Annotated in this window: 22 protein-coding genes; 8 read left to right on the top strand and 14 right to left on the bottom strand. The window is 70.1% G+C overall.

Going from position 1 to position 25,171, the window contains the following annotated elements:
• Nucleotides 1–34 precede the first annotated feature (34 nt).
• The 3 genes from ACFV9W_RS07450 to ACFV9W_RS07440 all read right to left on the bottom strand — a co-directional run bounded on the left by ACFV9W_RS07450 (nucleotide 35) and on the right by ACFV9W_RS07440 (nucleotide 3,653).
• Nucleotides 35–1,432: an MFS transporter gene (locus ACFV9W_RS07450; RefSeq protein WP_385756521.1), complete on the bottom strand. Its 1,398-nt coding sequence runs from the start codon at nucleotides 1,430–1,432 to the stop codon at nucleotides 35–37.
• Nucleotides 1,433–1,440: 8 nt separating this feature from the next.
• Nucleotides 1,441–2,598, bottom strand: coding sequence for an LLM class flavin-dependent oxidoreductase (locus tag ACFV9W_RS07445; protein ID WP_385756520.1), 1,158 nt, complete (start codon nucleotides 2,596–2,598; stop codon nucleotides 1,441–1,443).
• A 275-nt stretch (nucleotides 2,599–2,873) separates the two neighbouring features.
• The gene (locus ACFV9W_RS07440) at nucleotides 2,874–3,653 is read right to left on the bottom strand and encodes a MerR family transcriptional regulator (protein ID WP_385756518.1); all 780 of its coding nucleotides are present in this window, start codon (nucleotides 3,651–3,653) and stop codon (nucleotides 2,874–2,876) included.
• 208 nt (nucleotides 3,654–3,861) lie between these two features.
• Between ACFV9W_RS07440 and ACFV9W_RS07435 the strand changes: the two genes are divergently transcribed.
• Both ACFV9W_RS07435 and ACFV9W_RS07430 read left to right on the top strand, forming a co-directional pair.
• Nucleotides 3,862–4,506 carry a DUF3159 domain-containing protein gene (locus ACFV9W_RS07435; protein WP_385756516.1) on the top strand — a complete coding sequence of 215 codons (645 nt, stop codon included), beginning with the start codon at nucleotides 3,862–3,864 and terminating at the stop codon, nucleotides 4,504–4,506.
• Between the two features lie 60 nt (nucleotides 4,507–4,566).
• The gene (locus ACFV9W_RS07430; protein ID WP_385756514.1) at nucleotides 4,567–6,282 is read left to right on the top strand and encodes a CocE/NonD family hydrolase; all 1,716 of its coding nucleotides are present in this window, start codon (nucleotides 4,567–4,569) and stop codon (nucleotides 6,280–6,282) included.
• A 53-nt stretch (nucleotides 6,283–6,335) separates the two neighbouring features.
• Here the strand turns inward: ACFV9W_RS07430 and ACFV9W_RS07425 are convergent, their stop codons facing one another.
• A complete protein-coding gene (locus ACFV9W_RS07425) occupies nucleotides 6,336–7,808 on the bottom strand; it encodes a non-reducing end alpha-L-arabinofuranosidase family hydrolase (RefSeq protein WP_385756513.1) in 1,473 nt (490 codons plus the stop codon).
• Between the two features lie 312 nt (nucleotides 7,809–8,120).
• Between ACFV9W_RS07425 and ACFV9W_RS07420 the strand changes: the two genes are divergently transcribed.
• Nucleotides 8,121–9,557 carry an endo-1,4-beta-xylanase gene (locus tag ACFV9W_RS07420; protein ID WP_385756511.1) on the top strand — a complete coding sequence of 479 codons (1,437 nt, stop codon included), beginning with the start codon at nucleotides 8,121–8,123 and terminating at the stop codon, nucleotides 9,555–9,557.
• A gap of 83 nt (nucleotides 9,558–9,640) precedes the next feature.
• On the opposite strand, the gene ACFV9W_RS07415 is transcribed toward ACFV9W_RS07420, so the two are convergent.
• The gene (locus tag ACFV9W_RS07415) at nucleotides 9,641–9,973 is read right to left on the bottom strand and encodes a helix-turn-helix transcriptional regulator (RefSeq protein ID WP_385756510.1); all 333 of its coding nucleotides are present in this window, start codon (nucleotides 9,971–9,973) and stop codon (nucleotides 9,641–9,643) included.
• Nucleotides 9,974–10,108: 135 nt separating this feature from the next.
• Here ACFV9W_RS07415 and ACFV9W_RS07410 point away from each other — a divergent pair, with 135 nt between their 5' ends.
• Complete coding sequence (locus ACFV9W_RS07410) at nucleotides 10,109–10,531, top strand: STAS domain-containing protein (protein ID WP_385756509.1); 423 nt, start codon at nucleotides 10,109–10,111, stop codon at nucleotides 10,529–10,531.
• 64 nt (nucleotides 10,532–10,595) lie between these two features.
• Nucleotides 10,596–11,468 (top strand): SigB/SigF/SigG family RNA polymerase sigma factor, encoded by an 873-nt coding sequence (locus ACFV9W_RS07405; RefSeq protein WP_385756507.1) that lies wholly within the window; start codon nucleotides 10,596–10,598, stop codon nucleotides 11,466–11,468.
• Here the strand turns inward: ACFV9W_RS07405 and ACFV9W_RS07400 are convergent.
• The 7 genes from ACFV9W_RS07400 to ACFV9W_RS07370 form a co-directional block, all read right to left on the bottom strand.
• Entirely contained in the window at nucleotides 11,458–12,411 is a 954-nt protein-coding gene (locus ACFV9W_RS07400) for a 3-carboxyethylcatechol 2,3-dioxygenase (protein WP_385756506.1), read from the bottom strand. The genes ACFV9W_RS07405 and ACFV9W_RS07400 overlap by 11 nt on opposite strands.
• The gene (locus tag ACFV9W_RS07395; RefSeq protein WP_385756504.1) at nucleotides 12,408–14,141 is read right to left on the bottom strand and encodes a bifunctional 3-(3-hydroxy-phenyl)propionate/3-hydroxycinnamic acid hydroxylase; all 1,734 of its coding nucleotides are present in this window, start codon (nucleotides 14,139–14,141) and stop codon (nucleotides 12,408–12,410) included. Before ACFV9W_RS07395 ends, ACFV9W_RS07400 begins: the two co-directional genes overlap by 4 nt.
• A 42-nt stretch (nucleotides 14,142–14,183) precedes the next feature.
• Nucleotides 14,184–15,044, bottom strand: coding sequence for an alpha/beta fold hydrolase (locus ACFV9W_RS07390; RefSeq protein WP_385756502.1), 861 nt, complete (start codon nucleotides 15,042–15,044; stop codon nucleotides 14,184–14,186).
• 236 nt (nucleotides 15,045–15,280) lie between these two features.
• Nucleotides 15,281–16,327 carry a 4-hydroxy-2-oxovalerate aldolase gene (gene dmpG, locus ACFV9W_RS07385; protein ID WP_385756501.1) on the bottom strand — a complete coding sequence of 349 codons (1,047 nt, stop codon included), beginning with the start codon at nucleotides 16,325–16,327 and terminating at the stop codon, nucleotides 15,281–15,283.
• On the bottom strand, nucleotides 16,324–17,271 hold the full coding sequence (locus ACFV9W_RS07380; protein ID WP_385756499.1) for an acetaldehyde dehydrogenase (acetylating): 948 nt from the start codon (nucleotides 17,269–17,271) through the stop codon (nucleotides 16,324–16,326). The genes dmpG and ACFV9W_RS07380 overlap by 4 nt, the downstream gene beginning before the upstream one ends.
• A complete protein-coding gene (locus tag ACFV9W_RS07375) occupies nucleotides 17,268–18,104 on the bottom strand; it encodes a 2-keto-4-pentenoate hydratase (protein ID WP_385756498.1) in 837 nt (278 codons plus the stop codon). Before ACFV9W_RS07375 ends, ACFV9W_RS07380 begins: the two co-directional genes overlap by 4 nt.
• Before the next feature lie 119 nt (nucleotides 18,105–18,223).
• Nucleotides 18,224–18,991 (bottom strand): IclR family transcriptional regulator, encoded by a 768-nt coding sequence (locus ACFV9W_RS07370; protein WP_385756496.1) that lies wholly within the window; start codon nucleotides 18,989–18,991, stop codon nucleotides 18,224–18,226.
• 130 nt (nucleotides 18,992–19,121) lie between these two features.
• Between ACFV9W_RS07370 and ACFV9W_RS07365 the strand changes: the two genes are divergently transcribed.
• A complete protein-coding gene (locus ACFV9W_RS07365; RefSeq protein WP_385756494.1) occupies nucleotides 19,122–19,808 on the top strand; it encodes an IclR family transcriptional regulator in 687 nt (228 codons plus the stop codon).
• Between the two features lie 275 nt (nucleotides 19,809–20,083).
• Nucleotides 20,084–21,481 carry an MFS transporter gene (locus ACFV9W_RS07360; protein ID WP_385756492.1) on the top strand — a complete coding sequence of 466 codons (1,398 nt, stop codon included), beginning with the start codon at nucleotides 20,084–20,086 and terminating at the stop codon, nucleotides 21,479–21,481.
• Here the strand turns inward: ACFV9W_RS07360 and ACFV9W_RS07355 are convergent.
• Both ACFV9W_RS07355 and ACFV9W_RS07350 read right to left on the bottom strand, forming a co-directional pair.
• Nucleotides 21,411–22,190: a hypothetical protein gene (locus tag ACFV9W_RS07355; RefSeq protein WP_385756491.1), complete on the bottom strand. Its 780-nt coding sequence runs from the start codon at nucleotides 22,188–22,190 to the stop codon at nucleotides 21,411–21,413. The two genes, ACFV9W_RS07360 and ACFV9W_RS07355, sit on opposite strands and share 71 nt — an antisense overlap.
• 93 nt (nucleotides 22,191–22,283) lie before the next feature.
• The gene (locus ACFV9W_RS07350; protein WP_385756490.1) at nucleotides 22,284–23,327 is read right to left on the bottom strand and encodes a LacI family DNA-binding transcriptional regulator; all 1,044 of its coding nucleotides are present in this window, start codon (nucleotides 23,325–23,327) and stop codon (nucleotides 22,284–22,286) included.
• A gap of 396 nt (nucleotides 23,328–23,723) precedes the next feature.
• Between ACFV9W_RS07350 and ACFV9W_RS07345 the strand changes: the two genes are divergently transcribed.
• Entirely contained in the window at nucleotides 23,724–25,034 is a 1,311-nt protein-coding gene (locus ACFV9W_RS07345; RefSeq protein WP_385756488.1) for an ABC transporter substrate-binding protein, read from the top strand.
• Nucleotides 25,035–25,171: the final 137 nt, after the last annotated feature.

The following is a 25,171-nucleotide window of genomic DNA, read 5'->3' as shown; positions in this document are numbered from 1 at the left end:
GCTCGCGGGCGGAGTTTCCGGGCTCCGGCCCCGATCAGGCAGGGACGGGTTCTCGGACCTGCGCGTCCGACCTGTCGTCGGTGCCCCTGCCCGTCCGCACGAACAGGTCCTCCTCGCGGAGCCGGGACGTCGCCCAGACGCTGCCCACCGCCGACAGGACGAGATATCCGCACGCCAGCCACGGGGTGCCGGAGCCGAGGGTGAGGAAGGCGGTGACCAGCAGCGGGGTGATGCCGGACGCGAAGATGCCGGACACCTGGTAGACGGCCGACATGCCCGTGTAGCGCACGTGCACCGGGAACAGCGCGGCGAACAGCGTGCCCTGCGCCCCGTAGAAGGAGGCGTGCACGATACCCAGCGCGAGCACGAGCGCCACCGCGAAGCCCAGCACGCCGCCGGTCTGGAACAGCAGGAAGGCAGGGAAGACCGACACACCGAACGCGGCCATGCCCGCCAGGTAGACGCGGCGGGCGCCGAACCGGTCCACGAGCCGCCCCGACACCGGGACGAGCGCCGCCATCACCAGCGAAGCACCGGTCACCGTCAACAGCACGGACGTGCGCGGCAGTTGGAGCGTCCCGGTCGCGTACGTCAGGGCGAACACGCCCCACGTGTTGAAGGCCACGCCCTCGCCCCAGCGGGACACCATGCCCAGGAGCAGGTGGCGGCGCGTCAGCCGATCGCGAGCCACTTCCACCAGCGGTACGGACCGGGGCTCCGTCGTCCCGTCGAGCACGGCGCGGAACGCGGGAGTCTCGTCGATCTTCAGCCGTACGGTCAGGCCGACCGCCACCAGGACCAGGCTGGCCAGGAACGCGACCCGCCACCCGTAGCCGAGGAACGCCTCGTCACTCAGTACGTTGCTCAAGAGCGCGAACACGCCTGTGCCCAGGGCGAGTCCGAGCGCAAGCCCGATCTGCGGGTAGCTGCCGAACCGGCCCTTGCGCCCCTCGGGCCCGTGCTCCACGGCCAGCAGCACCGCTCCGGCCCACTCGCCGCCGAGCGCCACCCCCTGCGCGACCCGCAGGACCAGCAGCAGGACGGGGGCGAGCGCGCCCACCTGCGAGTAGGTGGGCAGCAGGCCGATCAGCGCGGTCGAGACACCCATCAGGCCCATGGTGAACGCGAGGGTGCGCTTGCGGCCCACGCGGTCGCCGATGTGCCCGAAGAGCAGGCCGCCGAGCGGACGGGCGACGAAGCCCACCGCGAACGTGGCGAAGGCGAGCATCGTGCCTACCGTGCCGTTCGTCTCCGGGAAGAACAGCTTGCCGAAGACGAGGCTCGCCGCCGTGCTGTAGAGGAAGAAGTCGTACCACTCGACGGTGGTGCCCAGGAGGCTGGAGAGGACGACGGTGCGGAGCTTGCGGCCGGCCGTCGCGCCGCCCGCAGCACCTGTACCCGTGTCGGTGTCGGTGTCTGTCTCCGTCTTCATGGTCGGGCTCACACCCCCGCGAACGCCACGGTGCCGGGCTCGGTGAGGGCCGGTGCGGCCGGGTGGTGCCACAGTCCGCGGCGTTCGAGCAGCGGCAGGACGCCCTCGCCGAACCAGTACGCCTCCTCCAGATGCGGCACGCCGGAGAGCACGAACTCGTCGATGCCCAGGCGGTGGTACTCCTCGATGCGGTCGGCGACCTCCGTGTGGCTGCCCACCAGGGCGGTGCCGGCGCCGCCGCGCACCAGGCCGACGCCGGCCCACAGGTTGGGGTAGATCTCCAGGTCGGAACTGGTGCTGGTGCCGCTGGAGTGCAGCGCGCGCATCCGCTTCTGGCCCTCGGACTCGGAGGTCGCGAGGCCGCGCTGGACGGCGGCGATACGGTCCGGGTCCATGCCCTGCAGCAGCCGCTCGGCCTCCGCCCAGGCCTGGGCGGCGGTGTCACGCGCGATGACGTGCAGCCGGATGCCGAACCGGACGGTGCGGCCGAGGAGTTCGGCCCGCCTGCGGACCTCGGCGATCTTCTCGGCGACGGCCTGCGGCGGCTCGCCCCAGGTCAGGTACGTGTCCGTGTGACGGGCTGCGACGTCCAGGGCCGCGGGGGAGGAGCCGCCGAAGTAGACACTGGGCACGGGGTCCGGCAGCCGGTTCAGGCGGGCGCCCTCCACGCGGAGGTGTTCGCCGTGGTGGTCGACGGTCTGCCCGTCCCACAGGCGGCGCACGATGTCGAGGAACTCGCCCGTCCGCGCGTACCGCTGGTCCTTGTCGAGGAAGTCACCGTAGGCACGCTGCTCGGCGCTCTCGCCACCCGTGACGACATTCAGCAACAGGCGTCCGTGGGACTGCCGTTGATAGGTGGCGGCCATCTGGGCGGAGAGGGTGGGGGAGATCTGGCCGGGCCGGAAGGCGACGAGGAACTTCAGCCGCTCGGTGACCTGCGTCAGCATCGCCGTGGTCAGCCACGCGTCCTCGCACCAGGCGCCGGTGGGGGTCAACGCCCCCTCGAAACCCAGCTGTTCGGCGGTGCGGGCGATCTGGCCCAGGTACTCCACGGACGCCGGACGGTCGCCTCCGGCGGTGCCGGGGGTCGAGCCGTGGCCGCCGCCGACGACGTGCCGGCTGTCGCCGGTGGTGGGCAGGAACCAGTGGAAGGTGAGTGCGGACATGACGGGGTGAGGACCTCACAGTGAGTGGAACGGGGTGGGTGTGCGCCGGAGTCGGGGCGCGCGGGGGCGGTGTTCAGCCCGGACAGCAGGCGCTCTTGTGCCGGCAGAGGTCGATGTGCCGACGGGAGACGAGCGGATGCACGGGCCCCTCCCTCACTGTTCCGTGTTGCCTATCATTCCTACTGGATTACTAGGGAAATGTTCCGCATCGACGCCCGCTGGTCAAGTTCCGTCTCAGCAGGCGGACGCGGTGGGGCAGATGTCGGCCGTGGCGACTATCGGGTGTCGTCGCCCGGTTCGCCGCCATCTGGCTGTTCCGCCGCCCGCTCCGCCTCGGCGAGCAGGACGCTCAGCCGGCGCAGGACGTCCACCTGGGCGTCGTTGTAGATGTCCTCGAGTGCCTTGCCGGCTGTCTTCTTCGCGAACTGCTCGCCGCGCGGTGCGTCGGCGGGCAGGGTACTCAGCCCCGGGTGCCGCTCTTGCAGGTTCCGCACGAAGGGGACCAGGTGCTCGGCGACCTCGGCACGGGTCCGCTCGTCGGCGTCCGGCGGCAGTTGTTCGAACGCCGCACCGGCGGGATGGGCGACCGGGTTCCTCATCAGGTCGGCGTAGGCCGCGGTTCCTTTCGGACCGAGCACGGTGCTCATCACGCTCAGGAATGAGTGATCGGAGTCGGACATCGGGATGTCGGGCGCCGCCGCCGTGGCGAACTCCAGGGGCAGGCCGGTCGGGACCTCCTTTCGCAGGATGAACCCGAGTTCCATCCTGGCCCGCTGCAACCGTTCGACAGTGGCGGCCAGTTCGGCGTCGAGCGCGCGCAATGCGTCCTCCGGGTGCTCGTCGGTCGTGCCCATCTCCGCGATCCGGGAGAGCGGGAACCCCAGGTCGACCAGGCGTTTGATGCGCAGCAGCCGGACGAGGTGGGCCACGCCGTACTGCTTGTAGCCGTTGGCCCGGCGTTCCGGCTCATCGAGCAGGCCGACTTCGTGGTAATGGCGTACGGCCCGCAGGCTGGTGCCCGCCAGCTCGGCGATCTCACGCGTACTCCATGCCATTGCTTCGCACTCCGTCCGACTCCTCGCGCCGCACCGCTCGGGTGCTGCCCATCCCGGTTGCTCAGCCCATTCGAAACCATGCCGCCGCGGCATGGTCAAGCGCCACACCGTCCCTTCCGAACCGGCTTGACTGTGCCGCAACGGCACGGTTTCTCCTGGGGTCCAGCGCACCAACGGCACGGATTTCGCGACGACCGAGGAGTACGCCATGACGGACCACACCCGCACGGATGCGGCCGCGAGCCACGCGGCGCGGCAGAAGCTGCTCGACCAGCTCGGCGGCACGAAGGGGATGGTGTGCTCGGCGATCCCCGTCGCGGCTTTCGTCGCCGCGAACGCCGCGCTCCGCCGGCTGCCGCTCGCGATCGGCATCGCGCTCGCCGTGGCGGTGCTGATCGCCGTGTGGCGGATGGCGCGGGGCGAAGCGTTCACCGCGGCGGCCGGAGGCGTCTTCGGGGTCGCGGCCGCGGGCGGCGTCGCGGCATGGGTCGGCTCGGCGGGCGGTTTCTTCCTGATCGGCATCTGGGCGAGCTGTGCGGGCGCTGTGCTCCTGGCCGTCTCGCTGCTGGCCCGCAGGCCGCTGACCGGCCTGCTGTGGAACACGCTGCACGGCAACCGGCACCCGTGGCGCGAGGACGGGCCGAGCAGGCTCGCGCACGACGTCGCCACCGCCACCCTCACCGTCCTGTTCGCTGCCCGGTTCGGCGTGCAGCTGTGGCTGTACGAGAACGACTCCACCGGCTGGCTCGCCCTGGCCAAGGTCGGCATGGGCGTACCGCTGCTGGCGCTGGCCCTTCTGGTCGTCTTCTGGGCGTTCCGCCGGTCGACCAAGCGGCTCGTGGAGCGGCGCTGACCGTGCCACAACGGCACGGCGCCACCGCTGACCACCCACTCCCGGACCCCGGAGGAAACCATGAAGAAGATCCCCCTGCCCGCCGCAGCCACTGCCACCGCCGCCCTCGCTGTGCTGACACTGGCCGGCGCCCACATCACAGCGGCCGGCGCGCCGCAGCCCACCACTCCCACGGCAGCCGCCTCCGACGGCGCGGTCACACATGAAGACAACGAGCGTGTCCCCAAGGGCGCGGCTTGGACCCAGCACTACTTCCCGTCCTCCGACAGCTCCGACACCGAACTGCACGCCGACGTCCTGCTACCGGACGATCTGCCCCGTGGCGAGAAGGCGCCGGTCATCCTCTCGGTCGGCTCCTACTTCGGCCACTCCGGGGAGCTCACGGACGAGGGCTGGAAGAAGGCCGGGCCGTCCGGGCGCTTCAAGGACCTCGTCGAGGGAGGCGAACTGTTCGAGCGTGGCTACGCCCTGGTGCAGGTGGATTTGCGCGGCTTCGGCGGATCCAGTGGCTGCCTCGACTACATGGGCAAGGGCGAGCAGGCCGACGTGAAGGCGGCGATCGACTGGGCGGCGAAACAGCCGTGGTCGACAGGCAGGGTCGGCATGTACGGCAAGTCGTACGACGCGACGACAGCCCTGGTCGGCAACAACCTGGACCAGGACGCGCTGAAGGCCGTCGTCGCCCAGGAGCCCGTCTGGGACATGTACCGCCTGATCCGCTCCAACCGGGTCCCCAAACTCGGCGGCGTCCTCGCCCCCAATACGTACAACCAGATCGCCCAGTTGCCGCCGCTGCCCGACGACCAGAAGCGCTACAAGTCGAACAACCAGTACGAGGCGAAGCACCCCGAATGCGTCGCCTACAACACGGACAACAACCTCAAGCCCGACCCCGAGGACCCGTACTGGCGGCAGCGTGACCTGGCGAGGCAGGCGAAGGGCAGTGATACCCCGCTGTTCTTCACCCAGGGCTTCATCGAGTCCAACACCACGCCGGAGGCGATGCAGGAGTACCTCGCGGGCCACCGGGGCACCGAGCGCGGCTGGCTCGGCCAGTGGGACCACGTACGCGGCAACGAACGCACCGAGGACGGGCGACTTCAGATGGGGCGCGCGGGCTGGTTCAAGGAGGTCATGTCCTTCTACGACCAGCAGCTCAAGGGCATCGACCCCACGACCCACCATCCGGCCTTCGCCGTCCAGGACAGCGCCGGAACCTGGCGCTCCCAGGACACCTGGCCCGTCGCGGACAGGTCCGCCGATGTGCCGCTGCGCGACGGCTCCTACCTGGACCGGGGCCGCCCCGGCGACTCCGCGAGCTTCCTCGCGCGATCCGAACCGGTCGACCGTGACGTCCGTGTCACCGGCACACCCCGCATCGCGATGGACACCGAGGGAACCGGCAACGTCATGGTCAAGGTGTACGACGCCGCCCCGGATGGCTCCGCCGTCATGTTCGACCAGCAGGTCGCCATCGCTGACTCCTCCGGCCACGTGGCCGTGGACCTCAAGTCGACCGACTGGCGCCTCAAGGCCGGGCATTCCCTGGCCGTCGAGATCGGCACCGTCCAGGACGGCGCCTGGATCGACACCCCGACCGGCGACCGCGTCAAGGTGACCGACGCACACCTCAACCTCTCCGTCGACAACCCTGCCGACGACCGACCCACCGAAGGCAAGCGCTCGCCGTACCTCGACACCTACCTGAAGACGTACACAAAGAAGCAACTGCCCACGCAGAAGCCGTCGTTCACGGTCCCCGCGGTACGAGACTGAGCCCCTGACGGGAGGCCGCAGGCGAAGGTACTGGCCTCCGCCCCTCCCGCAGTTCAGCGCCGCAGCGTCAGCAGGCCCGGTCGATACGGCAGGAGGCCGTAGTCGCCGCCCGAGTCGGGGCTGCGTCCCTGGTAGAGCATCTGGAGGTTGCAGGGGTCGACGGTCATGGTCTGGTCGGGGCCGGTGCGCAGCAGTTCGCCGTGGCTGATGTCGTTGGTCCAGGTGGCGCCGCTGTTGGCCTTGCCGGCGAAGGGGTTGCTCTCGGTCGCGGCCTGGGGCGTCCACGAACCGTTCAGGCTGGTGGCCGTGAACGAGCGGAAGTAGCGGCCCTGAGAGCCGATCGCCTCGACCATCATGAGGTAGCGGTTCTGGCCCTGGAGCTTGTAGACCTGCGGGGCCTCGAACAGGTTGTTCGTCGTGTCGCTCATGACCGTCGTGTACGACGAGCCGAAGCTGCCCGGGAAGTTCCCGATCGGCATGCCGGCCCGGTAGATCTTGCCGTTGTCACCGGCGAAGAACAGGTACATGTTCGTCCCGTCCCCGATGATCGTCTGGTCGATGGGCCCCGTTCCGGAACCGGAGATGCTTCCCGAGAAGAGCACCTGCGGGGACGACCAGCCGTTCGGGTTGGTGGGGTCGCTCGACGTCCGGTAGGAGAAGGCGGACCCGCCCCACTGGTAGGTGAGCACCCAGATGTTCTTCGGCGCGAAGTAGAAGAGCGTCGGTGCGACGGTGGCGGAGGACATCGCGTTCTGGCTCGCGGAGGCCATGTCCGACCAGTTGGTGAACAGGCCGAAGTTCATCGAACCCCAGCTGGTCCCCGTGTCGTGCGTCGTCGCGTAGACGAGCTGCTTGCCGTTGTACGGGACGACGGTGAAGTCCTTGAGCGAGGCCCAGCCCGGCTTGGGCTGCGCCAGCGCGCCCGTGGAGCTCCAGCGGTACGTCGACGGAAGGGCGCAGTCGCCGGGGGTTTCCGCGCCGACCTCGACGAGCTTCCACTGCTGGTTGGCGCCGCCCCAGTCGTCGTACTGGACGATGTTCGCGCCGTCGGCGGTGGAGCCGCCCTGCACCTCGAGGGCCTTGCCGCTGCTGCGCGAGACGAGCCGTACGTGGCCGTCCGCGCTGTCGGCGAGCCGCCACTGCTGGTTGGTGGCGTTCAAGTCGGTCCACTGGACGATCGAACCGCCGTTGGCGGTGGACCAGTTGTGGACGTCGAGGACCTTGCCCGAGAGACGGGACTTGAGGCGGTAGTAGCCGCCCCCGGAGTCGACGAACTGCCACTGCTGCTGGCTCTGGTCGTTTCTGGCCCATTGAGTGATGCGGGCGCCGTCGCTGGTCGCCATGTTGTAGAGGTCCAGCGCCTTTCCGCTGTTGCGGTTGACCAGTACGTACGAGGCGTTGGTGTCGACGGTCGCGGCGGCGGCCGGCTGGGCGCCGAGGAAACCGGCCACGAGCAGCAGGGGCGCGAGGATCGCGAGTAAGCGTCTGAGGCGGACCGGGGGCGGGGACGGTGGGCGGAACCACATCGGGGGACTCCTTGGAGAGTGGGGGCAGAGGGCGGGGAGCTCTCCGAAATGTTTCGAAGAATTCCCGGAATCTGTGACGCCACAAGCTAGGAATGCGGAGCCCCGCGGTCAAGGTGTGTCACCGAACTGGCCGCAAAAAACGGTTCGTTGGCGTTCCGGAAGGTTTCGGGTGTGGACCGGAAACTACTTCTGCGGGATCTCTTGACGATGCACCGCCATGCCTCAATCATCCGTGTCTGCGACTTCGATCGCCGTTCGATATCGCGAACCATGTCCCGCCCGTTCCGTGATTCCCACCTTGGAGGCACAGCCATGGGCTCGTCCGCCCTGTCCAGACCCGTAGTCCGCGGAAGGCTCCGCGCCCTGCTGTTATCGCTGGTCGTCGGCGTCCTCGCCGCGGCGGCCGCCCTCGTCGCGCCGCCGCCGGCCGCGCACGCCGCCGAGAGCACGCTCGGCGCCGCCGCGGCGCAGAGCGGCCGCTACTTCGGTACCGCCATCGCCTCCGGCAAGCTGGGCGAATCGGCGTACACGTCGATCGCGAACCGTGAGTTCAACTCGGTGACGGCCGAGAACGAAATGAAGATCGACGCCACCGAACCGCAGCGCGGCCAGTTCAACTTCACGGCCGCGGACCGCGTCTACAACTGGGCCGTCCAGAACGGCAAGCAGGTGCGCGGGCACACCCTCGCCTGGCACTCCCAGCAGCCCGGCTGGATGCAGAGCCTCAGCGGAAGCGCCCTGCGGCAGGCGATGAACGACCACATCAAGGGCGTGATGGCCCACTACAAGGGCAAGATCGCCCAGTGGGACGTCGTGAACGAGGCCTTCGCCGACGGCAGTTCGGGGGCCCGGCGCGACTCCAACCTCCAGCGCACCGGCAACGACTGGATCGAGGTCGCGTTCCGCACCGCGCGCGCCGCCGACCCGGCCGCCAAGCTCTGCTACAACGACTACAACGTCGAGAACTGGACGTGGGCCAAGACCCAGGCCATGTACAACATGGTCAAGGACTTCAAGCAGCGCGGCGTGCCCATCGACTGCGTCGGCTTCCAGTCGCACTTCAACAGCGGCAGCCCGTACAACAGCAACTTCCGCACCACGCTGCAGAACTTCGCCGCCCTCGGCGTCGACGTGGCCGTCACCGAACTCGACATCCAGGGCGCTCCGGCCTCGACCTACGCCAGTGTCACCAACGACTGCCTGGCCGTCCCGCGCTGCCTCGGCATCACCGTGTGGGGTGTGCGCGACACCGACTCCTGGCGCTCGGGCGACACCCCGCTGCTGTTCAACGGCGACGGCAGCAAGAAGGCCGCCTACACCTCCGTCCTGAACGCGCTCAACGGCGGCTCGTCCACGACTCCGCCCGCGGAATCCGGGCAGATCAAGGGCGTCGGCTCGGGCCGCTGCCTGGATGTCCCCAATTCCAGCACCACCGACGGCACTCAGCTCCAGCTGTGGGACTGCTCGGGCGGCACCAACCAGAAGTGGTCGTACACCGACGCCGGTGAACTCAGGGTCTACGGCAACAAGTGTCTGGACGCCGGTGGCACCGGCAACGGCGCCAAGGTCCAGATCTACAGCTGCTGGGGCGCCGACAACCAGAAGTGGCGCCTGAACTCCGACGGTTCCATCGTCGGCGTCCAGTCGGGGCTCTGCCTCGACGCCGTCTCGGGCGGCACCGCCAACGGCACGCAGATCCAGCTCTACACCTGCTCGAACGGAAGCAACCAGCGCTGGACCCGCACCTGATGCCCCGGAGGGGGTGCGGCCACCGCGGCGCCCCCTCCGGCCGAGTCACTCGCCCCCGGCGCACACCACGCCGGGGGCTTCGCTCAGGACATGCGCAGGGCCGGATTGGTGCGATCGGCTTCGTCGCGGGCCAGCAGTGCCAGCAGGGACGCGACGCTCACGTCGGACTCGGCGGGGTGGCGCAGGATCTTCGCCGGGTCGATCTCGTACACGTTGCTGCGGCCCTCGCGTACGTGGGAGAGATAGCCGGCCTCTTCGAGATCCGTGATGATCCGCTGCACCGCACGCTCGGTCAGGCGGCAGTGCGCGGCCAGGTCGCGAATGCGCACCTGGCGGTTGTCGGCGATGGCTGCCAGGACCCGGGCGTGGTTGGTCAAGAACGTCCACCCGGTGTGCGACGCGGTCTGCTCCTCCATGCGACCACTATAGGGCCTCCCCGCCAAATGAATCACGAATTACTTTTCAGGTATTGGTTGACGTGATTCAAAGTTCGTACCAAGCTATGGGCCACTCGACAGGCCGAGCGGGGAGGTGCGGCGGTGCCGGACGGCATGGTTCCTTCGAACGCGACGTGGACGTCACTGCTGATGAGCGCCCTTGCGCGGCCCACCCGCACAGCTCCCTCGGCTCCCGTGATCGAAGTGTTCGAGCGCGGCGACCGCGCCGCCGTGGCGGTCCACGGCGAAATCGACTTCGACGTCGCCCCCGCCTTCGACGACGCACTGCGCGCCGCTCTGGAGCGGTCGATCGCGGGCCTCGATCTGGAACTCGACACCATGACGTTCTGCGACGGCGCCGGCCTCAGGGTGCTGCTGCGCGTGCGGCGGGCGGCCCTGGAGACGGGCAAGACCGTACGCCTCCGCTCGGCCAGCCCTCCTCTCGTGAGGCTGTTGCACGTCACCCGCACCCACCGCCTGTTCGCCGACCTCATCGGACTCGAGTCGGCGTGCCCGCGGCCGACGGGGGAGGCGTGACCGGGACGCGACACACGTAGGTGCGACTCCACATTCGCCGCCACAGCTGCAGAGGGGCATCCTCATGAACACCGAGACGGTAGTTGAACTCGCCCAGCGCTCCGGCGCACGGCCCGGGCACTCGCTGATCGAGCGGGCCTGTGCGGATCCTGCCTCCATCGCTCCCCGGGACGCGCGTGAAGTGGGCAAGTACTTCTTCGAGCACCTCACCCGCCTCGAGGAAGGAACCCGAGAGCATCAGTACGTCCGCAACGCGCTGATCGAGATGAACCTCTCCTTCGTGAAGTACGCAGCCTCCCGCTTCAAGCACCGCGGGCCGGAGGAGATGGAGGACATCGTCCAGGTCGGCACCATCGGCCTGATCAAGGCGATCGACCGGTTCGAGCTGTCCCGAGAGGTCGAGTTCACGTCCTTCGCGCTGCCCTACATCACCGGTGAGATCAAGCGGTTCTTCCGTGACACCACCTGGGCGGTGCACGTCCCGCGCCGGCTCCAGGAAACCCGCGTCGAACTGTCCAAGGCCACCGACGAGTTGCAGACCCGCCTGGGCCGGTATCCCACCACGGCCGAGCTCGCCGAGCTCATGCAGCTGGAGCCGGCCGAGATCGCCGAGGCGCAGAAGGCGGCCAACGGCTACAACGCCGCCTCCCTCGACGCCTCGCTCACCGGCCAGGACGCCGAGGGGGAGGAATCCCGGCTCGCCGATGTGATCGGTGTCGAGGAGGGCACCTATGAACTGATCGAGAACTACCGCTCCCTGGCTCCGCTCCTCACCCGGCTCGACACCCGCGACCGTACGATCATCCACCTCAGGTTCGTGGAGGAACGCACGCAGAAGGAGATCGCCGAGACCCTCGGCATCTCCCAGATGCACGTCTCCCGGCTCCTGGCCCGCCTGCTCGCCCAACTCCGGGCCGGGCTGATGACTACGGCGTAGGAGCCGCGCCGCGCGCCGTCATCACTCCGAACCCGGCGATGTACTCCTTGATGGGCCGGTAGAAGGAGTACGTCACGTCGTACGGGCCGACGGCGCCCAGTGCGGCGAACGCGGCGACCCATGTGCGTACTTCGTGCGCGGAGTTGCCGGCGTCCTTGGCCATCTGCTCGGGTGTCATCGCGTCGACGGGGGAGAGGTCACCGGAGGCGAACGTCGTCATCAGGGCCGTGTCCCAGTCGGGGTTGAGGTCCCGGATGCCGGCGGTGCCCGCGGCGAACGCCTTCGCCGTGTCGATGACCCGCTGCTGGCGGGCGTCGCGGGCCGCGGCCGTGGGGTGACGGCCGTTGAGCAGCAGCGCGCGGGCGGCGTCGTCGGCGGTGGCCCACTGGGGGACCGGCGGGTCGTGCGAGAGGCCGCCGGAGCCGATGACGAGGACCCGCTCGTCTTCGAGTGTGGCGAGGTAGCTGCCGATCGCCTCGCCGAGGCGTCGCACGCGGCGCATCGTCACGAAGGGCTTGGCCACGCCGTTGACGAAGACCGGGATGGTCGGCACCGTGTCGATGCCGTCGAAGAGGATCTCCAGCGGCTGGATCGCGCCGTGGTCGACCTCCATGCGGCGGGAGATGGCCGCGTCGATGTCCCGCTCCGCCACCCACTGGGCGAGTTCCTCGGCCCGCCCGGTCGGCACGTTCAGCGGGCCCGCGGTGGTGCCGTAGTCGCCGACGCCCAACGCCTCGTAGCCGATGCAGAACGGTGGCATCAGGTCGTAGAAGAAGCCGTTGTAGTGGTCGGGTGCGAAGGAGACCACCAGCGTGGGGTCGTACTCCCTGACGAAGGTCCGTGCGGCGGCGAAGGCGCCCTGCACCGCGGCGTTCACCTCGGCGGGCGGGTCCGCGTACTCGAGCAGCGGGCTGTGCGACATGGTGACGAGGGCGACGGTCATGCCGGGGCTCCTTCCCGGGCCGGTGCGTTGACGGGGGTGGTGGTGAGCGACGCCGCCGTGCGCAGGGCGGCGAGGGCCCGGGACGCCTGGCGGGTGAGGCAGGCGGCCGCCACGAAGTGGTCGGGGCGCAGCACGACCAGGCCGCAGGCGCGCACGTCGAACCAGTCCTTGAGGGCGCCCGTGGTGTCCCCGACGACGGTGACGGGTGCCGGGGAGGTCGCGAACTGCCGCTCTGCCCATGGGCGTTGGGTCTCCGGCATGAAGGAGACCAGCTTGATCCGATGGCGGCGGACGAGGTCCAGGTCAGACTCGGTGAGGAACGCCGTCGGGTTCGTGCCCCAAGTGGCGAGCGTCCACCAGTCGCCCGTGACGTCGTCGAGGAGGACGTTCGCGGCGTCGGCGGTGGTGACGCGCGGCTGGATGAACTGGAGGCCCACCGGGGAGAGTTCACGGGCGGAGTCGGTGAACGGCGCCAGCGTGCCTCTTCGTTTGAAGCCGGCCCGCGCCCGGCCCGGCGTGAGCGTCTGCTGGTCGACCACGACCCCGGCGGCGTAGCGCGGCATCGGCTTGAACCGCAGCTCGGTGAAGTACGACTTCCACTTCGGCACGAGGTTGAGCGCGGAAGCGGCGACATCGCGCACCGCGCCGCCGACGCGGCCCATCTTCATGACGGTGCCCGCCGCCATGTTCACATCGATCATGTCGGACGCGTGCTTGCGGCGTTCCTCGGTGTACGTGTCGAGGAGTGTGTCGTCGGCGTCGCCCGCGAGGACGGCGCTGAGCTTCCAGGCCAGGTTCGTAGCGTCACGGATGCCGGAGTTCCAGCCCTGGCCGAGCCAGACCGGCATCAGGTGTGCGGCGTCGCCGGCGAGGAAGACACGCCCCTTGCGGAAGTCGGAGGCCACGCGGCCGTGGTGGGTGAAGGTGCGCTGGTTGATGACATGCAGTGCCGCCGGGTCGGGGACGTGCCGCCGCAGCAGCGCGTGCATGAAGGCCGGGTCGTCGCACAGTTCGGTCGGCTCGTCGTCGTGGAGCATGAACTCCCAGCGGCGGATGCCCTGCGGCAGGCCGATGGAGACGTACGGGCGGCGCGGGTCGGCGCCGAGGTAGACCGACGGGGTGCCGATCGGGTCGTCGGCCACGTCCACGACCACCCAGCGGGTCGACGGTGACTTCCCCTCGAACTCCACGCCCATCCACTTGCGGGTGAAGGAGCTGCCGCCCTCGCAGCCGACGGCGTACCGGGCGGTGACGGTGATCGTGTAGGCCAACTCGCCCTTGGCGTCGAGCCGTTCGGCGGTCACGGTGACGTGGTCGCCGTGGTCCTCCAGGCCGACCACCTTGTGGCCGAAGCGCAGTTCGGTGTCGGGGAACCGGTCGAGGCCCGCGGCGAGTTCCTTGTCGACCAGCGGCTGCACGAAGCCGTGCTTGCGCGGGTAGCCGAACTCCTGGGTCCGCGGGTTGTTGGTGGCGAGCACCTGGCCGGCGCCGTTGACTAGGCGTACCACGTGGTGCGGGACCGTGAACGGCTGTACGCGCTCCCACAGGCCCGCGGTGTGCAGGGTGCGGATCGACTCGTCGTCGAGGCCGACGCCTCGCGGGTAGTCGATCAGCTCGTGGCGGGCCTCCAGGACGGTGGCCCGGTGGCCGCGGACGCCCAGCAGGTTGGCGAGGGTGAGGCCAACGGGCCCCGCTCCGATGACGACGACGTCGGTGTCGAAGGTGGTCATGGGGTGTTCCGATCGATGCGGTGCGGAGTGCTGCGGGTCGGCTCAGTTGTGCGACAGGAAGTCGACGACGAGGCGGTTGAACTCGGCGGCGTGCTCGATCATCGCCCAGTGCCCGCACCGATTCAGCAGCACCAGACGGGAGTTGGGGATGTTCGCGAGGAGCCACAGGCTCGTCTCGTAGTGCAGGACGCGGTCGTCCTTGCCGTGGATCAGCAGGGTCGGCGCCTGGATGCCCGGGATCCTGTCGCGGTCGACCTTGATCGGGATGGGGGCGCCGTGCGCGAGTCCCTCGACGTAGTTCGCCAGGTGGTCGGGGCGGGCGAGCGCCGCCTCGGAGCGCGCCCTGGTCAGCTCAGGGGTCGCGAAGCGTGCCTTGTCGTACGTCATGATCTCGACGAGGGCCCGCATGTTCTCGGGGCTCGCGTCCTTGTACGCCTTGACCAGCACCTTCAACCCCTCGCTGGGGCCGTCGCCGGGGCCGAAGAGGGAGGCGGGGCCGCGGCCGAGCGAGGCGCCCATCGTGACCAGGTGGGTGATGCGCTCGGGGTGCAGCGTGGCGAAGCGGACGGCGGTGTGTCCGCCCATGGAGTTGCCGACGAGGGCGGCCTTCGCGAGGCCGAGGGTGTCCAGGAACTCGCCCAGTGTCGCGTCGTGGTCCATGTCCTTGGTGGCCTGGGCGTCGGAGTCTCCCCAGCCGGGCATGTCGGGGGCCACGACGTGGAATCCGGCGTCGGCGATCGTGCCGATGTTGCCCGAGAAGTTCGACCAGCCCGTCGCGCCGGGACCCGAACCGTGCAGCAGCACGACCGGCGTGGATCCGGGTTCCCCGGCCTCGTAGTAGCGCATGAGCAGGCCCGACGGCAGGGCGATGTCGCGTGAGGCGGCTTCCTTGGTGAGGGACATGACCTGGCTCCTCGTTCTTTATGTGCACTCTCAAGGGCGTTATTTACACGCCGGACATCTCGATGGAACGCCGAGAGGGTGGGAATGTCAAGAGGTGTTTCGAGAGGTGTCTCAAGAGGTGTTCGGCCACGTCGTTCGCGCCCCGCAGGCCTTGTGACCTGGGGCGGAGCGGTCGTGCGGACATGCCGACGAGGGCCGGGAGCTCCCGCCCTCCCGGCCCTGCGTCGTACGAGGTGTCAGCTCGCCTCGGTGAGTCCGAGCGCCACGTCGACGATCATGTCCTCCTGGCCGCCGACCAGGGCCCGCTTGCCGACCTCGACGAGGATCGTGCGGACGTCGACGCCGTAGCGCTCGGCCGCCGCCTCCGCGTGCCGCAGGAACGAGCCGTACACACCCGCGTACCCGAGCGTGAGCGTCTCGCGGTCCACGCGGACCGGGCGGTCCTGGAGCGGGCGCACCAGGTCCTCGGCCGCGTCCTGGAGGGCGAACAGGTCGCAGCCGTGCTTCCAGCCGTTGAGGTCGGCGACCGCGACGAACGGTTCGATGGGGCAGTTGCCCGCGCCCGCCCCCTGCCCGGCGAGCGAGGCGTCCACGCGGGTCACGCCCTCCTCGACGGCGACCATCGAGTTCGCGACGGCGAGGGAGAGGTTCTCGTGGGCGTGGATGCCCAGCTCGGTGGCCGGGTCGAGGACGTCGCGGTAGGCGCGCATCCGCTCGCGGACGCCGTCCATCATCAGCCGGCCGCCGGAGTCGGTGACGTAGACGCAGTGCGCGCCGTAGGACTCCATGAGCTTCGCCTGCGCCGCGAGCGTCTTCGCGTCGGCCATGTGGCTCATCATCAGGAAGCCGGACACGTCCATGCCCAACTCGCGCGCGGTGGCGATGTGTTGGGCCGAGACGTCGGCCTCGGTGCAGTGCGTGGCGACGCGCACGGAGCGCACCCCGAGCGCGTAGGCCCGCTTGAGTTCCTCGATGGTGCCGATGCCGGGCAGGAGGAGGGTGGTCAGGCGGGCGTTGGTGATGTGCGCGGCCGCGGTCTCGATCCACTCCCAGTCGGTGTGGCTGCCGGGGCCGTAGTTGAGGGAGCCGCCGGCGAGTCCGTCGCCGTGGGACACCTCGATGCCGTCGACGCCGGCCGCGTCGAGGGCGGCGACGATGCGGCCCACCTGCTCGGGCTCGATGCGGTGCCGGATGGCGTGCATGCCGTCGCGCAGGGTGACGTCCTGGATGAACAGCTTGGTGTCACCCGCGGTGGCGTCAGTGGTGTCCGTGGTGTCGCTCATGCGTCGGCTCCCTGGAGTTCGGTGGCGCGGGCGGCCATGGCCTCGGCCATCCGCAGGGCCGCGCTGGTCATGATGTCGAGGTTCCCGGCGTACGCCGGCAGGTAGTGTGCGGCGCCCTCGACCTCGAGGAAGACCGACACCTGGTGGGTGACCGGGGACTCGGTGAGGGTGTGCACGGGCTGGTCGGCGGGGACCGGCGCGATCTGCACCTGCTGCTTGAGGCGGTAGCCGGGCACGTAGGCGGACACCTCGTCGACGCGCTTGGCGACGGCCGCGCGGATCGCGTCGTGGCTGGCCTCGTCCGGCGCGTTCACCAGCGCGAGCACGGTGTCCCGCATGATCAGCGGGGGCTCGGCGGGGTTGAGGACGATGACGGCCTTGCCGCGGTCCGCGCCGCCGACGGTCTCGATGGCGTGGCTGGTCGTCTCGGTGAACTCGTCGATGTTCGCGCGGGTGCCGGGGCCCGCGCTCTTCGACGCGATCGAGGCGACGATCTCCGCGTACGGGACCGGGGCCACGGAGGAGACGGCCGCGACGATCGGGATGGTGGCCTGGCCGCCGCACGTCACCATGTTCACGTCGTCCGCGCCGACATGGTCGTCGAGGTTGACCGCCGGGATCACCATCGGGCCGATGGCCGCGGGGGTCAGGTCGACGAGCTGCTTGCCGTACGGGGTGAGCGCGGCGGCGTTGGCGACATGTGCCTTCGCGGACGTGGCGTCGAAGACGATTTTGATGTCGTCGAAGCCGTCCATGGCGATCAGGCCCTGGACGCCCTCGGCGGTCACGGGCACCCCGAGCCGCTCGGCGCGGGCGAGACCGTCGGAGGCGGGGTCTATGCCGACCATCGCGCCCATTTCGAGGGTGTCCGAGAGCCGGAGCACCTTGATCATCAGGTCGGTGCCGATGTTGCCCGAGCCGATGACGGCGACCTTGGTCTTCATGCGGTGGCTCCCTCAGGGGTGGAGGCGTGGAAGCGGACGGAGACGGAGCCGAGTCCGCCGATCTCGGCGGTGAACGTGTCGCCGGCCGCGGCGGGCACCATCGGGCCGAGCGCCCCGGACAGCACGACCTGGCCCGCGCGCAGCGGATCGCCCACGTCGCGGGCGGTTCGGGCGAGCCAGGCAAGGGCGGTGAGCGGGTCGCCCAGGCAGGCCGCGCCGTTCCCGGTGGAGACGGTCTCCTCGCCGCGCTTCATCGTCATCCCGGCCTCGACCGGCTCGAACTCGGCGAGCGGCTTGGCCGGGGAGCCGAGCACGTAGAGCGCGGAGGAGCCGTTGTCGGCGACGGTGTCACCGAAGGTGATGTCCCAGTCGGCGATCCGGCTGTCCACGATCTCCAGGGCGGGCACGGCGTGCGCCACTGCGGCCCGGATCTGCGCGTCGTCGAGCGGACCCTCGGCGAGGTCGGCGCCGAGCACGAACGCGATCTCCGCCTCGACCTTCGGCTGGAGCAGCTCACCGACCGGTACGGACCCCCCGTCCTCGACGCTCATGTCGTCGAACAGCACCCCGAAGTCCGGCTGGTCCACGCCCAGTTGCCGCTGCACGGCGGGGGAGGTGAGGCCGATCTTGCGGCCGGTGACACGACCGCCCGCGTCCAGGTGATGGGCGGTGATCAGCTCCTGGACGGCATAGGCCGCCTTCACGTCGTCGCTGCCGATCAGGTCGCGGACCGGGGCGCAGGGGGAGTGGTCGGCGGCGGCGCGCAGCAGCCGTCGCGCTGCCTGTGCCACGGCGTCGTCGCCGGGGGCGTGTGCGGGGGAGGTGTCGTTCATGCACTCAGCTTGGACAACGGGGTCGCTCGCGGCCCAGCAATGAGTTCCGTCTGGCGGAACTCGCGGGCGAATCAGGTGCCCGTCGGTTCAGTGCCCGTCGGTTCAGCGCCCATCGGTGCTCATCCGTGCTTGCGCAGCTCCGCCTGCCGCCCGAGCGTCGCGGAGATCCCCGCCGCGGCGGCGCGCACACTGTTGGCGTGCCGGGCGGGCTGGAAGCGGTGCACCGGGCCCGTGACGCTGACCGCCGCCACGATCTCGTCCGCCGGACCGAAGATCCCGGCGGCGACGCACACGATGCCGACCGCCGACTCCTCGTACTCGAAGGCCACGCCCTTGGTGAGCACGTCGGACAGCTGCCGCGTCAGGACGTCGACGTTGGTGATGGTCCGCGGCGCCTTGCGCGCCAGCGGACCGCGCAGCGCGGCCTCGCGGTCCTCGGCGGGTGCGTGCGCGAGCAGCACCTTGCCGATCGCCGTCGCGTGCAGCGGCATGCGCCCGCCGAGCCGCGAGGGCGAGTCGGCCTGCTGGTGGCCGCCCATCTTGGCGACGTAGACGACCTCGGTGCCCTCGCGCGTGCCCAGGTGGACCAGTTCGTGCGTGCGCACGTAGAGGTCCTCCAGGAACGGGGTGGCCACTTCGAGCAGGCCGCGCTCGACCGACGCGCGCATCCCGAGCTCGAAGACCAGGCCGGACAGCCGGTAGCGCCCCTGGACCCGGTCGAGGAGGCGCGCGGCCACCAGATCGCCGAGCGTGCGGTGCAGGGTGCTCTTGGCGAAGTCCGTGCGCCGCTGCAACTCGGCGAAGCCCAACGTGATGTCCTCGACGGTGAAGGCCTGCAGCACGGTGAGCGCCTTGGCCAGGACGCCGCTCGGCGCGTCGTCGCTCACGGGTCTTCCTTCCGGGGCTTGCTTCCCATGCGGGGGTGTCTCGACTTTACGGGACGGTGTGCGCGGCCACCGGACCGTGCGCCCGCACCGGAGTGACGGTGTGTCACCACCGCGCACGTAGACTGGGCGGATGAGCGACAAGCAGGTGGGCAAGGCCGTGGGGTCCCAGACCCTCTCCCGTGGACTGCGCGCCCTCGAACTGGTCGCCGGGCAGCCGCAGGGGCTCGCCGTCCAGGACGTGGCGGAACACCTCGGCGTCCACCGGACCATCGCCTATCGCACCCTGGTCACGCTCGCCGAGCACCACCTCGTCGTCCGGGCCTCCGACGGTCGCTACCGCGCCGGTTCCGGCACCGTCACGCTGGCGCGCGGCTATGCGGCGGGCGTCCGTGAGGCGGCCCTTCCGGTGCTGCGCCGCACGGCCGACGAGCTCGGCGCCACGGTCGCGCTGATCGCGGCGGAGGGCGACGAGGCGGTCGCCGTCGCCGTGGTCGAACCGCGGTCCGTGGACTACCACATCGGCTACCGGGTCGGCAGCCGTCACCCCGTCGGGGTCGGCGCCGCCGGGGTGGCGCTCGCGACGCTGCGGCTGCCCGCGCCGGGGGAGTCGGCCGAGGTCGCGCAGGCCCGCGAACAGGGGTACGCCCGCACCTTCGGCCGGATCGAGCCCGGCGCCCACGGTGTCGCCGTACCTCTGCACACGGCGGACCCGGCGCTGCACATGTGCGTCAACCTCATCACCTCGCGCGAGGACGTGGCCGACGCCTCCGTGGCCGCGATGCGGGCGGTCGCCAAGGAGATCTCGGCGCTGGGCTGAGCCCCGCCACCGCACCCCGTAAAGCATCCGACAGGACCTCACGAAGCACCCGACAGGCCCCCACGTCCGACGTGGGGGCCTGTGTCATGTGTGCGCCGGCCGCTTTGATCGATCATCCGGGCGACTCTTGACACCCTCCCGAGCCACCCGCATCGTGTTCGCTATCTACAAGCGCTTGTGCGGAAAATGCACACTAGGTGCGAGGCGGCCGCGGACGACCGGTCGCCGCCCAGGTGCCCAAGCCTCCGCAGCGCGCCGAACCCCCGGAGCCGAAGATGCCCCTCAACGACGCCGCGCGTCGCGCCGAATCGCGCCGGATCGCCCTGTCCAGCTTCGTCGGCAGCGCCATCGAGTTCTACGACTTCCTGCTGTACGGCGCCGCCGCCTCGCTCGTCTTCAACGAACTGTTCTTCACCGACCTGAACCCGCTCGCCGGTACCGTCGCCGCCTTCGGCACCCTCGCCGTCGGCTACGTCGCCCGCCCGCTCGGCGGCATCGTCTTCGGACACTTCGGCGACCGCGTCGGCCGCAAGTCCATGCTGGTGCTGACGATGACCCTCATGGCGCTCGCCAGCTTCGCCATCGGCCTGCTGCCCACCTACGACACCATCGGCATCTGGGCGCCACTGCTGCTGGTCGCCTGCCGCCTGGTCCAGGGCATCGCGGTCGGCGGCGAATGGGGCGGCGCCGCCCTCATGGCCATGGAGCACGCGAGCACCGAACGCCGGGGCCTGATGGCCTCGTTCGCCAACATGGGCGGCCCCGCGGGCGCCGTGCTCGCCACCGCCGTCTTCGCCGCGTTCTCCGCGCTGCCCGAGGACGACTTCCTCGCCTGGGGCTGGCGGGTGCCGTTCCTGCTCAGCCTGCTGCTCATGGCGATCGGCCTGTTCATCCGCATGAAGGTGAGCGAGAGCCCGGTGTTCGCCGAGGCGCAGCGCCGAGCCGAGCGGGAGGCGACCGAACAGAAGGCGGCCAAGCAGGAGGCACCTCTGCTCACGGTGCTGCGCCGCTACCGCAAGAACATCGTCCTGTCCTGCCTCGGCGGGTGCGCGGCTCTCGTCCTCCAGTCGCTGCTCGCCACCTTCATGCTCACCTACGCCACCGGCGTCGGCTTCGAGCGCTCGACCGTGCTGCTCGCCCAGACCGTGTCGTCGGCGCTGCACATCTTCACGATCCCCGCGTTCGCGATCCTCTCGGACCGGGTGGGCCGCCGTCCCGTCATGATCACCGGCGCGCTGGTCACCGCCGCGGCCGCCTTCCCGCTGTTCGCGCTGGTCAACAGCGGTTCCGTGGCGCTCCTGTTCGCGGCGTACATCATCGGCAACCCGATCCTCCAGGCCTCGATGTACGGGCCGATGGCGGCGTTCGTCAGCGAGATGTTCGGCACCCGCGCCCGCTACACCGGCGCCTCGCTCGGCTACCAGCTGGCCTCGACGCTGGGCGCCGGCACGGCCCCGCTGATCGCCAGCAGCCTGCTCGCCGGGGCGGGCGGGGGCACGAACTCCGCCCCGGTCAGCATCTATGTGATCGGCGTCTGCCTGATCAGCGCGGCGGCGATCGCGCTGACCCGGGAGTCCCACCGCGCGGACATCACCGATGGCGTCAGCACTCCACCTCGAACTCGAGCTCCTCGTAACGGTGTTCCGCGAGCTGCTCCCGGCGGCCCGCGATGAGCGTGAGGTAGCCGTCCCCGTCGGACACCGCGCTCTCCGGGACGCGGAGGAGCAGCACGTGACCGCGGTCCTCCACCGGGTTCTGCCAGGCGCGGGAGTGGCCTCCGAGCTGGATGTCATAGGTCCACCGGGGGTAGAGGATCGCGTCGATCTCCCCGATCAGCCGCTCCACGAGACGTCTGCGCTCGGCGTCCTCCCCGGCGTACTCCGCGGCCTCCGCGAGGTCGGACCAGCGCTGGAAGTCGGGCAAGGTGGCGCCCGGGACGGCGTAGAGCGGGAACGGATCGTGGAAGTCCGGCCCGGCCGTTCCCTCGACCTCCCGCAAGGTGTGTTCGGCCGCCCCTGGCGGGAGGTGGATGACGGCGCCTTCCCCCGGGTAGTCGGTGATCTCGGCGAAGACCACCAGGTGTCCGTCCGCGGGGAGTTCGATGTCGAGGGCGTCGGCGGGTATGGCGGCGCAGTCGAGGGTCAGGATGTGTGGCAGGCCGTCGGGAGCCTCCAAGTCCTTCGGTAGCCGGGCGGGCCCGGCGGCTCGGCCGACCGGTCCGGCGCCTGGTCTCTGACGCTCCGGCACCATGTCGTGGGCGCAGAGATGGACGCAGGGGCGCAGGTGGCGGACGAAGGCCTGCGTCACCGGATCGGGGATGCCGAGTTTCCGTCCGGCGTCGAGGACGGCTTCCCGCAGGGTCTCGCGTACGGTCGAAGTCATGGATGGCACAGTGCCATGCGGCACTGACATCGACATCGACATCGGGACCGGTGGACGAGGCGCGTTACGACGGCGCGCGTTGGACGAGGCGCGCTACGACGACTCCCGCACCACCAGCTCCGTATCGAGCACCAGCCGAGTCCGCGCCACCGCCGGGTCCCCGATCTCGCGCAGCAGCGTGCGCGCGATCTTGCTGCCGATCTCCTCCGTGGGCTGGCGGACCGTCGTGAGCGGCGGGTTGGTGTGGCGGGCGAGGTAGGAGTCCTCGAAGCCGACGACCGAGACGTCCTCCGGCACCCGGCGCCCCTGCGCACGCAGTTCGAGGAGCGCGCCCGCGGCCATCAGGTCGGAGGCGGCGAACACGGCGTCCAGATCGGGGGCGCGTTCAAGTAGCGAACGCATCGCCTCGCGGGCGCCCTCCTCGGTGAAGTCCCCGGCCGCGACCAGCTGTTCCCCGGCCGGGACGCCGGCCTCGACGAGCGCCTCCCGGAACCCGCCCAGCCGGCTGCGGCCGACCTCCATGTCCTGGGGGCCCGCGACGGTGGCGATCCGGCGCCGGCCGCGGTCCAGGAGGTGGCGCACGGCGGTGGCGGCGCCGCCCCGGTTGTCGGCGCACACGTAGCTGAGCGGGTCGTCCTCGCGGCGGCGTCCCGCGAGGACCGTCGGCAGCCCGGCGGACTCCAACAGGCCGGGCAGCACGTCGTGTTCGTGCACCGAGACCAACAGCACGCCGTCGACGCGGCGTTCGGCGACGGACTGGGTGAGCTGGTCGCGTTCGGCCTGGTCGCGGACGAGCGTCAGCTGCAGCTGGGTGCGTGTGTCGGCGAGCGCCGCGCTCACTCCGCGGATCACGGCGGAGAAGTAGGGCTCGGAGCCCAGGCGGCTCTCGGACTCCGGGATGACCAGGGCGACGGCGTTGGTGCGGCTGGTGACCAGGCCGCGGGCCACCGAGTTGGGGACGTAGCCCAGTTCGGCGATGGCGTTGAGCACGGCCTCCCGTGCCTCCTCGCTGACCAGTTCCGAGCCGTTCACCACGCGGGAGACGGTGGTGCGCCCGACGCCGGCCAGGGCCGCCACGGTCTTGATGGTCGGCCGGGAGGCGGATGCCCGTGCCCGTACCTGTTCGCCGTTCGTCATCGTCTCCGGTCCTCCAATTCGCCGCCAGGGCCGCCCCGTTGGGCGTGCCGCCTCTCCGGGGCCCCTGGTCCCCTCCCGGCCTGCGCATTCTGCCAGTCGCCACCCCGATTCTGCCCGTCCCGCGGCCCCCTTCGGGAAGCGTCCGTCGATAACGAGGTGGAAACGAGCTGGATTCGACTTCTTGACACGGGAGTTGTCGGCAGCCAGTCTTCCAACAACTCAGTGGGCACGTTCCCACCAACTCTTCAGCAGGCGCGCCAGAGACCGTGAACCTTGTTCGTCGGCCTCCGCCGAACCTGCCCTGAGCTGGGAACTTGATGGTGCCTACCGCGGGCGGCCGGGTTTCGGGCCGACTCGTTCCACCGGTGCGTCGGCGCCGTCTCAGGGAGGACGTTCATGCTCAAGGTCGAGCGGAAACTGCGTACAAAAGTCACAGCCGTGCTGGCCTGTACGGCGGCGGGCGCCCTGCTCGTGGGCTGCGGCGGAGAGGGGGCCGGTGCCACGGGCGGCGGCGTCAAGGACGGCAAGGTCACCATCACGATGGGCTTGTACGGCGTGATGGGCTTCAAGGAGACCGGCCTGATCGAGAAGTACGAGAAGGAGAACCCGAACGTCACGGTCAAGGTCGAGGCGGCCGGTGACGAGCAGACGTACTACACCGCCCTGCAGACGCACCTCGCCAGCGGCTCCGGACTCAAGGACATCCAGGGTATCGAGGTGGCGCGGGCCAAGGAGATAACCGAGACGCAGGCCGGCAAGTTCACGGACTTCGCGGGCATGAAGGGCACCGACCACTTCCAGCCGTGGAAGCAGGCCCAGATCACCACCAAGGACGACAAGGTCCTCGGTCTCGGCACGGACACCGGGCCCATGGCGGTCTGCTACCGCAAGGACCTGTTCGAGCAGGCCGGGCTGCCCACCGACCGCGAGAAGGTCGGCAAGCTGTGGGAGGGGGACTGGAAGAAGTACGTCGAGACCGGCGAGAAGTTCGCCAAGGGCAACAAGGACGAGAAGGTCTCGTACCTGGACTCCGCGTCCGGCCTGTTCAACGCCATGGTCTACGGCAACTCCGAGCAGTACTACGACAAGTCCGGCCAGCTGATCTACAAGACCAACCCGGCGATCAAGGAGGCCTGGAACCTGTCGACGGAGGCGGCGCAGAAGGACCTGACCGCCAAGTTGCCGCAGTTCCAGCCGGGTTGGGACCCTGGGCTCGCCAACGGTACCTTCGCCACCACCGTCTGCCCGGCCTGGATGCTCGCGCACATCAGCGACAAGGCAGGCAAGGCCAACAAGGGCAAGTGGGATGTCGCCAAGGCCCCCAAGGGTGCCAACTGGGGCGGCTCCTTCCTCGGTGTCACCGAGAAGAGCCCGGTGAAGGACGAGGCCAAGAAGCTCGTGGCGTGGCTGACCGCTCCCGAGCAGCAGGCCTACCTCTTCGAGAAGCTCGGCAACTTCCCGTCCTCCAAGACCGCCCTTGAGGACCCGAAGGTGAAGGACGCCGAGGCGGAGTACTTCTCCGGCGCCCCGACCGGCCGGATCTTCGGCGAGGCGGCCAACGAGGTGCCCGCCGAGCAGGTCCTCGGCCGTAAGGACGGCACCATCAAGGACGCCTTCTCGCAGGGCCTCCAGCTGGTCGAGAACGGCAAGTCCCCGGAGCAGGCCTGGAAGACCACCGACGAGCGCGTCAAGAAGGCGGTCGGCTGACGCGTACGGCACTGAACGGGTGCGGCCGGATCGCCCCCGGCCGCCCCCCCCCCCCCCCCCCCCCCCCCCCCCCCCCCCCCCGGGCCCCCCCCCCCCCCCCCCCCCCCCGGGCGGGCCCCCCCCCCCCCCCCCCCCCG

It is taken from the genome of Streptomyces sp. NPDC059897, from assembly GCF_042730865.1.
Taxonomy (GTDB): Bacteria; Actinomycetota; Actinomycetes; order Streptomycetales; family Streptomycetaceae; genus Streptomyces.
Note: the sequence above shows the minus strand (reverse complement) of the source record. Positions and strands in the feature narration are given on the sequence as shown.